Origin of the sequence: Desulfurella multipotens (genome assembly GCF_900101285.1) — a bacterium.
GTDB classification, from domain to species: domain Bacteria; phylum Campylobacterota_A; class Desulfurellia; order Desulfurellales; family Desulfurellaceae; genus Desulfurella; species Desulfurella acetivorans.
In genome coordinates, this window is record NZ_FMYU01000019.1 from 1 (window position 1) to 12341 (window position 12341).

A 12341-nucleotide genomic window follows, 5' to 3' on the forward strand; every position below is an offset into this window, starting at 1 on the left:
TTTTTTTGGAGGTTTAAATGAAGCTTCACGAGTACCAGGCAAAAGAGCTTATGAGTCAATACGAAGTACCAATACCAGAAGGCAGGGTAGCATATTTTCCCTACGATGCATGGATGGTTGCAATGGAGCTGGGTTTTCCTGTTGTATTAAAAGCACAGGTTCTAACCGGTGGCAGGGGCAAAGCAGGTGGTGTAAAGATTGCTAAAACTGCAGATGAAGCCAGAGACATTGCTCAGGAATTATTTGGCAAAACGCTTGTAACAGCACAGACTGGACCTCAGGGTGTAAAGGTTAGAAAACTACTTGTAGAGAAAGTATCAAGCATTAAAAGGGAACTCTACTTTTCTATTACTATAGATAGAACCATAGGAAAACCAGTGGTTATTGCTTCAAAAAGGGGTGGTATGAGTATAGAAGAGGTAAGTGAGCTCTACCCGGAAGACATCATAAAAATACCGATAGATCCAGCGGTAGGCTTTTTGCCATACCAGATAAGAAGATTAAAGTACGATCTTGACCTTGTTGAACAGGAAAAAGAAATATCAAGAATCGTAAGTAACCTGTACAAACTGTTTATGGATAAAGACTGCTCGCTTTTAGAGATGAACCCGCTTGTAGTAACAGATACAAACCACTTGGTAGCCCTTGATGCAAAGATAGAAATAGATGACAATGCAATCTTTAGAAGAAAAGAAATAGCAAAGATGAGAGATTTAACTGAATATGACCCAGATGAGCTTGAAGCACGTTTTGCTGGTTTAAACTTTATCAAGCTTGATGGTGATATAGGCTGTATGGTAAACGGTGCAGGTCTTGCTATGGCTACAATGGATGTTATCAAATTTGCAGGTGGAAACCCGGCAAACTTTCTTGATGTAGGTGGTGAAGCTACACCAGATACCATAGCAAAAGGCTTTGAGATAATAACCAGAGACCCAAAAGTAAAAGCTATATTCATAAATATATTTGGCGGTATTGTGCGATGCGATAAAGTGGCAAATGGCATATTGCAAGCCCTAAAGACAGTAGAAGTAAAAGTCCCAATAGTAGTAAGGCTTACCGGTATGAATAAAGAAGAAGGTATGGAAATGCTAAAAAACAGTGGCCTTGCATTTTCTGTAGCCCAGGACATAAAAGAAGCTGCTCATATGATAACTCAAATAACAAAACCAAAAAAAGAAGAAAACCAAACAACAAAAGAAACCAATAAGAAGGAGAAATAAATATGGCTATAGCTGTATATAAAACAAGCAGGGTAATAGTACAAGGCATTACAGGCAAAGAAGGTAGATACCATGCCCTAGCCTGCAGGGATTACGGGACAAAGGTAGTAGGTGGTGTAACACCAGGCAAAGGCGGCAGTGATGTGGATGGTATACCTGTATTTAACACTGTAGAAGAAGCTGTTCAAAAAACAAACCCAAACGTAAGCCTCATATTTGTTCCACCTCCATTTGCAGCAGATGCAATACTAGAAGCAGTAGGCAGTGGTATAAAGATTATTGTATGTATAACAGAAGGTATACCTGTGCTTGATATGGTAAAGGTAAAAAGGGTAATTGAAAAAGAAGGCATAATACTTATAGGTCCAAACTGTCCAGGTATTATAACACCGGATGCTTCAAAAATAGGTATAATGCCAGGTCATATCTTTAAAAGAGGCTCAATAGGTATAATCTCAAGAAGCGGTACACTGCTATATGAGACAGCAGATCAAATATCAAAAGTAGGTCTTGGCCAATCTACATGCCTTGGTATAGGAGGTGACCCTATAGTAGGCACAGACTATATCTTCTGGCTTGAAAGATTTGAACAAGATCCTGAAACAGAAGCCATAATGATAGTAGGTGAGATAGGTGGTGATGCAGAAGAAAAAGCTGCAGAATACATCAAAGCTCATGTTACAAAACCTGTATTTGCTTTTGTTGCAGGCGCAAGCGCTCCAAAAGGCAGAAGAATGGGACATGCAGGTGCAATTATAATGGGAAAGAAAGGCACTGTTGAATCAAAGTACAATGCTTTAAAAGAAGCAGGTGTTCATATCATAGAAAATCCTGGCTACATTGGTGAAACAATATACAAAACACTAAAAGATAAATATCACTTTTCGATTTAGTCTATCCCTCCTACTTTACATATATATAGCAGACCTTTTTGGTCTGCTATAAAAATTTAATTTTCAAAAGGTTTAAATTTTGGTATATTATAGTTTTCATATGATTCCCAAATAATTTTTACAGGCATTTCACATCTTAATTCTGCAGGATTATTAGTTATCACATTACTTAAGATATGAGGTCCTTCTTCTAATTCTATTATTGCTACTACATAAGGAAGGTTTTGTTTAAAAGCTTCATGAAATGCTACATTGTAAACAACAAAACTATAGATCTTACCTATACCTTTAGAAATCACATATTCAAAGTCAAAAGAGTGACATTCAGGACATGCAATAGATGCAGGCCATCTTACATGACCACAATTCCTGCACTTTTGAAATTTTAATTCTTTATTTTGTGTGGCTTCCCAGAAAAATTTAGTATCGGCAGTAGGTGTTGGTAAAAATGTATTCATTTATAGCCTCCTTAATATTATAGTAGCATGTGTTTGCAATACACCACCATTATCGCTGCATAATATAATTTCAGGCTTTTTATTTCCTATTGCCACGCCAAGCTGTCTTTTTTCTGCTCTTCCCATTAATTGCATAACTGCTTCTGTTATAGGCGTAAGACCCATAAAGTAAGCTTCAGAAAGCAAACCACCAGAAGTATTTACAGGTAATTTGCCGCCAGGGGCAGTGAAACCATCTTTGAAAAAATCTTTTCCTTCGCCGGGTTTAAAAAAACCATAATCTTGCATAGTTATTTCAACAGTATAGGTAAAGCAATCGTATATTTCGCAAGCATCTATATCATCTAGTGTAATGTCTGCCATCTCAAAAGCCATTTGAGAGGCTTTTTTAGCACCCGTAGGTCCAGTTATATAGGTAGCTTGATGGATATCAATACTTGGGTTTGCTTCACCAATACCCATTATAGAAACAACGGGATTTTTTAAATCTTTTGCCCTTTCAACAGAAGTTACAATACATGCTCTACCACCATCACTTATAAGTGAGGCATCCAGTTTTCTAAATGGTTCTATAAGGTATTCTGAGTTTAAATAATCTTCGTAAGTAAGTGGTTTATTATACATTGTGGCATTTGGGTTAAGATTAGCCCATTTTCTTTGACTTACGGCTATTTCTTTCCATGTGTTAGGACCTGTTTCAAATTCAAACATAGCTCTTCTTGCAGCCAGAGCATAGTCCCCAACGAATCCAAACTCACCATACATGTAATTGTCATTTTTAGGCTCTGGATGTGTAGCTTCTTCAATAAACATTCTACGTCCAGATAAAGCATTGTCTGCATAGATTATCAAAACATAATTGCAAAAACCTGCTTCTAACAATGAGACAGCCTGGACAAAATGGTGTCTTGGACAGTATGATTCTTGACTTAATACAGTAGGTTCTATACCCAATAATTGAGCTACCAGATAAGGAGTTGCTTCCGGTTCATTTGATATTGCTGGAAACTGCCTGTAACATATAAGACCGTCAATATCTTCTTTTTTTAAGCCAGCATCTTTTATAGCATTTATTCCAGCTTCTACATAAAAACTCAATGCTGATCTTCCTGGGACTTTTCCCTGCGGTGTGTAGCCGACTCCAACTATTGCATATTTATCCCTTAGTTTTTTTAGATGAGTGTATTTCATTATTCACCTCATATATGGAATTTAATTAATTAACTAATTTTAATTTTATATCAATTGAATAATTCAAGTATTTGAAAGAAATAATTCATAAAAAGGACTCGTTTATTTTATTACTTTCTAAAACAAACAGCTTAAAGTTATCTCACAATAATTAAAGGCAGATTGCACTCTTTTCTAAGTATTGCTTCTGTAGTAGAACCTATAATCATTTCAAGCAATCTGTTTTTATTATATGCTCCAAGTATTAGTAATGGGTTTTGGAGATTTTTTGTATATTCAATTAGAGTATCAGCAACACTTTTTTGTTTTGTAAGGTATATGATGTTTAAATTATTGTCTTCAAGATTTTCTGTTTCAGTTTTTCTTACATTTACTATGTGTATTTTAGCTTTAAGATTACCAGCAAGTGCATTTGCCAGTTCAAGAGCCTCTTTGGCTGGTTCTCTAGCATCATAGCCAACCACAATATTTTTTATTTCATAGAAGTCTTTGTCGGCAACAAAAATAGGTTTTTTTATTTTTCTAATAGTAGATTCAATATTGCTGCCTAAAATTCCCCTTTCAAATGAAGCATTAATGCCTTTTTTTCCAATAAAGACCATGTCGTATTCATAAGAGGTTTCTACTATTGTTATTGGTATTATACCAACTTCGATAAACGAGTTAAATTTTACATTTTCATTTTGTGCCATTTCAGAAAATGCTTGGAGTATGCTTCTTCCTTTTTCTTCAAGCGTTTTTTTAAGTTCAGCGCTAAAATTTATAAATGGCTCAAAACCTAAAACACCGCTTAAATCGTAAATAAACGGACCTTCAAGTTGCATAGTATCAACAACATGCAATGCATCCACTATGCAATCAAATTTTTTTCCAAAATCGAGCGCAAATTTTATTGCATTTGTACTATAAGGACTGGAGTCTACTGCCACCAGTAATTTGCTTAAATTATACATTTTCACTCTCCATAACCTTTTTTAGTTCTTCTTCATTGATTTCTTCTTTTTCTAAGAGTAAATTTGTTAATTTTTCCAATTTATCCATATTGTTTTCCAGCATCTCTTTTGCTTCTTTATAGCAATCATTTAATATTTTATTTATTTCTGCATCTACAGCTTCTTTTGTTTTTTCGCTAATTTCATCTTTTTGAGTGAATATGTTTTCTGTACCCAAAAATCTAGATTTTGCTGGATCTTCAAGAACAACCAAGCCAATAGTTTCGCTCATTCCAAATTTTGTAACTATACTTCTGGCAATATCAGTTGCTCGTGATAAATCATTTTGTGCGCCTGTTGAAACATCTTTTAAAACGAGCTCTTCTGCGATTCTACCACCAAAAAGTACCTTTATCATATTGAGCATTTCTTGCTTTGTAATTAAATACCTATCGTCTGTGGGAAGTTGTTGGGTATAACCAAGAGCAGCAACTCCTCTGGGTATAATGGATATTTTATGAACTTTATCAACATTTGGCAATAGATAAGCTATAATAGCATGACCAGATTCGTGTACAGCAACGCGTTTTTTCTCTTCTTCTCGCATTGCTCTATTTTGCTTTTTAAGACCTGCAATTTGTCTTTCTATTGCTTCTTCAAAATGTCTCATATTTACTGTTTCACTATTTTCCCTTGCTGCTAAAAGTGCTGCTTCGTTAACGATATTTTCTATATCAGCGCCAACAAGTCCTGGTGTCATTTGAGCTAATTTTTTAATATCTACATCTGGATCTAATTTAATTTTTCTAACATGTACTTTAAATATTGCTTCTCTGCCATTTACATTTGGTTTATCAACTATAATTTGTCTATCAAATCTTCCTGGCCTTAAAAGTGCAGGATCTAAGATTTCTGGCCTATTTGTTGCGGCCATAATTATAACACCTAAATTTGACTCAAATCCGTCCATTTCTGCTAATAACTGATTAAGGGTTTGCTCACGCTCATCATTTGAAGTTATAGTATTTATTGCTCTGCTTTTTCCTATAGTATCAATTTCATCAATAAAAACTATGCAAGGGGCTAATTTTTTGGCTTCTTGAAATAAATCCCTTACCCTGCTTGCACCAACACCTACAAACATTTCTATGAATTCAGATCCACTTATACTTAAAAAAGGTACCTCTGCTTCGCCTGCCGTGGCTTTTGCTAGGAGAGTTTTTCCTGTGCCTGGTGCACCTACAAGTAAAACGCCTTTAGGTATTCTTCCACCCAGCCTTTGGTATTTACCTGGGTTTTTTAAGAATTCAACAATTTCTTCTACTTCATATTTAACCTCATCAATGCCTGCTACATCAGAAAACTTGACATCTGGACGTTTATTCAAATAAACTTTAAACCTGCCTTTGCCAAACCCAAAGATAGAACCACTTGAGCCCCTTATTTTTCTTGTCATAAACCACCATAAGAAAAAAAGTAACCCAAATGGCAAAATCCACCCGAATATAAGATTTGTAAGCCAGGTATTTGAAATTGTACCGCTAAAATTTACATGGTGTTCTTCTAAATCTTTTACTAAATTAGGATCATTTACTGCAATTGTAACGAAGCTTTCTTTTTTGTTTTTATCATTTAGATATTCGCCTTTTATATATTGAGAAGAAATTTCGCAACTAATTACTCTATTTTTAGCAACAAGCGATTTAAACTCAGAGTAAGTAAGCGTTTTCTTTTCTTGCGCAAAATAGCTTTGATAAAAATAGATTGCTAAAAGCCCAATTAGCAGGTAAAACAATGAAAACTTTATTAAGTTTTGATAATTATTTTCTTTATTTGGTTTTTGTTCATCATTATTATTTTGCATGATTTATCCTTCAATAAATTTTATATATGCTACCATTTCTTGAAATTATATACAGAGCATTTTTATAATATGTAAATTTTGAATCAAAAATACCGCCCAAATTAAATATTTGCATAACTTTTCCGTTTAAGGCATTTAAGATTACCAATCTACCATTTGATAGCAAACAAAATAGATAATCATTACCAGATAAATACATAGAATATACATCGTAATTGTAGCTTAGAGTTTTACTCCATATAATATTTCCACTTTGAGGATCAAGTGCATCTACCCCACCTTTTTCATTTGCAACAAATAAAGCAAAAGGAGAAATTTGTAGGTTTGCAAAACTTGATATTTCTTTTGACCATACATTGATTCCTTTGTCAATTGATACTGATTGAGTATAACCCGTTGTACTAGTTGCATAAACATGAGAGCTTGTAAGTTCAGCTTTTGAATCAACATCAACAAAAAGCTCGCCTTTGCCAACTTTGACTTCCCAAATTTCATCACCATTTTTGGTTAGCTTGTAGAGCATGCCATTATCAAAACCTATATAGATAGCATCATTTGTTATAACCGGCACGCTAAAACCTTTTACACTCATAGGTGCTGTATTTCTATGGAATTCCCACATAATTTTCCCATCTAATTTATCTATTTTGTAGAGTGTATTGTTTGTAGTTGTTACGTATAAATAACCTTCGTCTTCTATTATACTACCCACTATAGGAAAACTAAATTGTTTTTTCCATATAATTCCCCCTTTGTAGTCCATTTTTAAAAGTTGTCCTTTTGTTGTGCCTACGTATATATAGTTGTCAGCATAAATTTCTGCTTCTATGGGTTCTTTAATATCGAAACTCTTTATATCATGTGTTCTGAGATTTATCATATAAATGTGCTTGTTTGTACTTCCAATGAATAATGTATCGTTGTAAATAAATATTTTAGCTCTGTATGATACTGGACCAACGCTGTAGATTTTTTCTACTTTTACTGGTGGACTTACAATACTCGTTTGTTTTGCTATAGGCAGTGGTTTTTCTTCAACAGTAAGATTGATATGTTTTGTGCTAGAACACGAATACATAGAAAATATTATAATGGATAACAAAAAAAGCGGACTTATTTTTTTGAGCACAAAAATCTCCTTTTTAAAATTTTTTCTAAGAGTTCTTCACTGTTTAGCAATATATTGTTAACTTCATTTTCATCCATTCCGCATCCATGAAGTATTGTCTTTGCAAAATTTATATCAATAAGATCGTAAGGAGAATGGGTATCTGTATTTATAACACATTTTGCATTATATTTTTTTGCCATTTGAAATACATGACCGTTTGTTAAGCTATGTCCACTTCTTGATGTAATCTCTAAATATACATTGTTTTTGGCTGCAAGTTGAGCTTCTTTTTGATCAATTAAACCAGGATGCGCTAAAATATCACATTTACTTTCTATGGCATATAAATTTGTCAAACTGGCAACATTTTCTACAGGACTTTCACCATGAACAACTACAATTTCAGCACCAAGTTGCCATGATGCTGCTATTGTATTTTTTATTAGTTTTGGTGGAACATGCGTTATTTCGACTCCGCAAAAAACATATAAACCATAATATTTTTCTAAACCATACGTTACTTTTTTTATATTGTTAATAATTATTTCTAAGTTTGAAAAATCAGCATGATCAGTTATAGCAATAGCTCTATAGCCTTTATCTTTTGCCCTTTTAACTAATTCAGATGGTATAAGTTCTCCATCACTAAACACTGTGTGAGTGTGAAAATCAATCATAATTTTAATTTTAGACGATTGTTTTTGCTTGTCAAGTTTTATTTATTGACAAGCTTTTTATATAAGTTATAATAGACAAATCAAGGTCGTGGAGGTTTGTATGGATAAGGATTATATGTTGAATTATGAAAATACTTTTAAGGATTTTGAAGAAGGCGAAATTATAGAAGGTACAATTATCAATATTAAAGACGATTATGTATTTGTAGATATAGGTTACAAATCAGAAGGTATTGTGCCATTAAACGAGTTTAAAAGTGAATGTAATATTGGCGATAAAATAAAAGTTATGTTTTTAGGAAAACAAGATTTAAATGGTTTTCAAATTCTTTCAAAAGCTAAAGCAGATAGAATATTAGGTTTTAATGCAATAAATCAGGCTTTTAAAGAAGGAAAACCTGTAAAAGGTATCATAAAAGCTTCTATTAAGGGTGGTTTTTTGGTTGATGTAGATGGCTTTGTGGCTTTTTTGCCTGGATCATTGGTTGATTTATCAAAAAAAAGGAATTTTGACTATTACATTGGCAAAGAGTACGAATTCAAAGTTATAAATATTGATGAGCAGAAAAAAAATGTTATTTTGTCAAGAAAACAATTATTGGAAGAAATTGCAGATAAAAAAAGATCCGATTTAATAGATAAAATAAAAGTTGGAGATATCGTAACAGGTAAGGTAAAAAACATAGTAGATTATGGAGTTTTTGTGGATTTGGGTGGTGTTGATGGATTTGTTCATATTACTGACATCTCCTGGAAAAAAATTTTAAATCCGAGGGAAGTTTTAAAGCCACAGGATGAAATTAAAGCTAAAGTTATGCGCATAGAAGAAAAAGACGATAAAAAAAGGATTTTTTTAAGTATTAAGCACTTATCAGCCGATCCATGGGAAGAAACAAAAATTAAAGAAGGAGATATAGTTGAAGGTAAAATTTCAAATATAGTGGATTATGGCGTTTTTATAGAACTTGAAGAGGGTATTGAAGGTCTTGTTCATAATTCTGAAATTAGCTGGGTTAAATTTCCAAAAGAAGCAAAGGAAGAATTAAGTATTGGTCAGACAATAAAAGCAAAAGTACTCATGGTTGATACCTTAAAGAAAAAAATTGCTTTAAGTATTAAAAGACTTGAGCCCGAGCCATGGTCTGATATTAAAGAAAAATTTCATGTAGGTGATGTTGTTGAAGGTGTTATAACTGGCATAAAAGATTTTGGTGTGTTTGTAAAAATAGATGAAGGTATTGAAGGTTTAATTCACACAAATGAGCTTTCATGGTCTCCAGAAGAAAGACCATCGCTTACCATTTCTCAAAAAATTAAGGCTAAAATAATTGACATTAATTTGGAAAAGAAAAAAATTGCTCTTTCATTGAGGCAACTTGAACCAGATCCATGGAGTTTAATTGAAGGTAAATACAAAGTAGGTGATGTTATAGAAGGTGTTGTAACAGGTGTAAAAGATTTTGGTGTATTTGTTAAAATTGAAAAAGGTGTTGAGAGCCTTGTACCAAAAAGTGAACTTAATAATATAACCGTCAACAAAGATGAAAAAGTTAAAATAAAGATAATTAGGCTTGAAATACCTAGAAGAAAAATGATTTCGAGGTTAATGTAGGGATTATGAAAAAAATAGTAAAAATTTTCTTTATAGTTTTTTTGTTAATTTTTGTTGTTAATTTTTTTTACTATTTGTTGAGCCCTACTAGAGTTGCTGTTATTAATATCTCTGGTCTAATTACTCCAAACACAGCCTCTCCAATATGTGATCAACTAAGACAAGCTCAAAAAGATCCTATGTACAGTGCGATTTTGCTTAAAATAAATTCACCTGGAGGAGATGCAGCACAAAGTGAAAAAATCTATTACCTAGTTAAACAAATAGATGAAAAAAAGCCAGTGGTTGCTTTAATTGATAGTATTGGTGCAAGTGGAGCTTATTTTGCTGCACTTGGAGCTAGAAAAATTGTAACTTACCCTGCATCTTTAACTGGTAGCATAGGTGTCATATTTGAAGGCATTAATGCTTATAAGTTGGCAAATAAGATTGGTATTGAGGATTTTGTTGTTAAAAGCGGTGATGTTAAAGATGCTGGAAATCCATTAAGAAAGCCAACAAAATCAGATAAAGAAATGATTTTTAGCGTTGTAGAAAGTGTATATAATCAATTTTTAAATGCTGTAGCATCATCAAGGCATATAAATATAGAAAAATTAAAACCATTAGCTGATGGTAGAGTTTTTACTGGACAAATGGCTCTAAAGTATAATCTGATAGATTCAATTGGCGGTTTTGATGCAGCAAAAGCGTATCTTCAAAAATATACAGGTAAAAAAAATTTAAAATTTGTTGAATTAAGCGATAGTTATCCTGGAGTCTCTAATTTATTTGGTCTTAGTAGTATAAAAAATCTGCTTGATATATCAAAAACTCCAAGTTTACAAATGATATTTAAGTAGTTTATGCTCAAAATTAACCTATTAAAAAATAATATACCAAATAAAATTGATATACCTAAAAAAGCTAAATCTCATTTTGTAAAGTTTTTGTTTATTGCTATTTTTGCAGTTTTGGCCTTGGGGCTTGCAATTTTTAGTGGATTTTATTTTGCTAAAAAGCAGACATTGGTACAAACTGCAAAAGTAGAGAAACCTGCTGAGCCTCATACAGTACCAGATAAATCAAAGAAAATAACCAAATCAAATAATAATACATTCAATATTGTAGTGACGCTCCAAAACGCTACTGCAAATAATAAAACTTTAGTATCCCGGATAAAAGAAACACCAGTTAATCCAAAAGCTGCTGTAGAGCTTGAGCAAAAGAACGAAGTCTCAAAACAACAAAGAATAACTACCAGCATTGCAACTGCCCAAAGGTTTGAGCAAAAAAATCAAGTCTCAAAACCCATCACAGCCATGCAAAATAATGTTGTTACAAAACCTGCTAAAAAGATAGAAAACATAAAAGAAAGTTGCATAGTTTTTTGTAGTCCTAATCAATTAAATGAACTAAAAACAGTCTTAGAGCAAAAGCATATTATGTACGCAGTTAAAAAAAATATAAGTGCACACTACTATTATATTGTTTATGTAGGTGGCTTGAATAAGCCTACGTATTCAGAATTTGAAAACGCACTCAGGTCAAAGGGATACGATGTTGTTGGTACAAAATTATTAAATGGTAGATACTATGCAGATTTAGGCAAAATGAATGAATCTGAAAAAAATAACTTTTTGTCCGCTTGGAAGAATTTAGGTTTTGACATTTTGGTTGACAAACAAAAAGAAATGAGTATTAAAGATTATGAAGTGAATTTTGCTTGCAGCAGGGATGTTTTTGAAGAATTCAAGCAAAAAGGCTTTAGAATTAAGACGGGGCGTGGCGCAGCTTGGTAGCGCACTTGAATGGGGTTCAAGTGGTCGGAGGTTCAAATCCTCTCGCCCCGACCATTAAAATATCTTTATTTGCGCAATATTTTTTTATCCTGTATTTGTTTATTGTTGAAAATAAAAGATTTACTTATTTCAATTAGGAAGTTACGCAAAGTTAATAATGTTTTTAACTAAAATTCACTAACAAAAATATAGAAACTATTGTTATTATAATTTTTTCGTAAATTAGTTTATATTGATTAGTTATGTTTTTTAAAGAAAAATAGTTACTAAATTGATACGCTTGGTCACATAGATCCTTAGAAATTTGTTTATTGTGAATTAGAGTTTCTATATTTTGAGCAAGAGCTTTGTAATCTTTGATTGGAGCAATTAGACCTCTTTGATTGTTACCAATAAGCTCACTTACTCCACCAGCATTTGTTGCAACAACAGGTACTTTAAATAAAAATGCCTGAAGTATGCTTGAACATAGACCTTCATACTCAGATGATATTACAAACAAATCAAATGCAGCCAGGTAATTTTGTATATCATCTCTAAAACCCAAAAACACAATATTGGTAACACCTTTTTGTTTTGCGTAAACTTCTAACTCTTGC

The 12341-nt window shown here is 32.8% G+C and carries 12 protein-coding genes and 1 tRNA gene; 6 read left to right on the forward strand and 7 right to left on the reverse strand.

Annotation, left to right across the window (positions count from 1 at the left end; all coding sequences use genetic code 11):
• Positions 1-17 precede the first annotated feature (17 nt).
• Positions 18-1223, forward strand: coding sequence for an ADP-forming succinate--CoA ligase subunit beta (gene sucC / locus BLQ93_RS08990; protein ID WP_025391830.1), 1206 nt, complete (start codon positions 18-20; stop codon positions 1221-1223).
• A gap of 2 nt (positions 1224-1225) precedes the next feature.
• Entirely contained in the window at positions 1226-2116 is an 891-nt protein-coding gene (sucD, locus tag BLQ93_RS08995) for a succinate--CoA ligase subunit alpha (protein ID WP_092128248.1), read from the forward strand.
• 56 nt (positions 2117-2172) lie between these two features.
• On the opposite strand, the gene BLQ93_RS09000 is transcribed toward sucD, so the two are convergent.
• From BLQ93_RS09000 to BLQ93_RS09025, 6 genes are all read right to left on the reverse strand, one after another.
• Complete coding sequence (locus BLQ93_RS09000) at positions 2173-2574, reverse strand: Zn-ribbon domain-containing OB-fold protein (protein ID WP_025392358.1); 402 nt, start codon at positions 2572-2574, stop codon at positions 2173-2175.
• Positions 2575-3765, reverse strand: coding sequence for a thiolase family protein (locus BLQ93_RS09005; RefSeq protein ID WP_092129754.1), 1191 nt, complete (start codon positions 3763-3765; stop codon positions 2575-2577). It lies immediately after the preceding gene.
• A gap of 137 nt (positions 3766-3902) precedes the next feature.
• Complete coding sequence (locus BLQ93_RS09010) at positions 3903-4718, reverse strand: universal stress protein (protein ID WP_025392356.1); 816 nt, start codon at positions 4716-4718, stop codon at positions 3903-3905.
• Entirely contained in the window at positions 4711-6561 is a 1851-nt protein-coding gene (ftsH, locus tag BLQ93_RS09015) for an ATP-dependent zinc metalloprotease FtsH (RefSeq protein ID WP_092129756.1), read from the reverse strand. The genes BLQ93_RS09010 and ftsH overlap by 8 nt, the downstream gene beginning before the upstream one ends.
• Before the next feature lie 10 nt (positions 6562-6571).
• Positions 6572-7690, reverse strand: a complete 1119-nt coding sequence (locus tag BLQ93_RS09020) for an outer membrane protein assembly factor BamB family protein (protein WP_092129758.1) — start codon at positions 7688-7690, stop codon at positions 6572-6574.
• The gene (locus tag BLQ93_RS09025; RefSeq protein ID WP_092129760.1) at positions 7675-8349 is read right to left on the reverse strand and encodes a histidinol phosphate phosphatase domain-containing protein; all 675 of its coding nucleotides are present in this window, start codon (positions 8347-8349) and stop codon (positions 7675-7677) included. Before BLQ93_RS09025 ends, BLQ93_RS09020 begins: the two co-directional genes overlap by 16 nt.
• A 100-nt stretch (positions 8350-8449) precedes the next feature.
• On the opposite strand from BLQ93_RS09025, the gene BLQ93_RS09030 reads away from it, so the two are divergent.
• From BLQ93_RS09030 to BLQ93_RS09045, 4 genes are all read left to right on the forward strand, one after another.
• Positions 8450-9961 (forward strand): S1 RNA-binding domain-containing protein, encoded by a 1512-nt coding sequence (locus BLQ93_RS09030; protein WP_092129762.1) that lies wholly within the window; start codon positions 8450-8452, stop codon positions 9959-9961.
• Positions 9962-9966: 5 nt separating this feature from the next.
• Positions 9967-10803, forward strand: coding sequence for a signal peptide peptidase SppA (gene sppA, locus BLQ93_RS09035; RefSeq protein WP_092129764.1), 837 nt, complete (start codon positions 9967-9969; stop codon positions 10801-10803).
• A gap of 3 nt (positions 10804-10806) precedes the next feature.
• Positions 10807-11742: a hypothetical protein gene (locus BLQ93_RS09040; protein ID WP_092129766.1), complete on the forward strand. Its 936-nt coding sequence runs from the start codon at positions 10807-10809 to the stop codon at positions 11740-11742.
• A tRNA-Pro gene (locus BLQ93_RS09045) sits at positions 11720-11796 on the forward strand. The genes BLQ93_RS09040 and BLQ93_RS09045 overlap by 23 nt, the downstream gene beginning before the upstream one ends.
• Positions 11797-11905: 109 nt before the next feature.
• Here the strand turns inward: BLQ93_RS09045 and BLQ93_RS09050 are convergent.
• The coding region (locus tag BLQ93_RS09050; RefSeq protein WP_143338731.1) for a glycosyltransferase family 4 protein at positions 11906-12341 on the reverse strand (436 nt) is incomplete at its 5' end.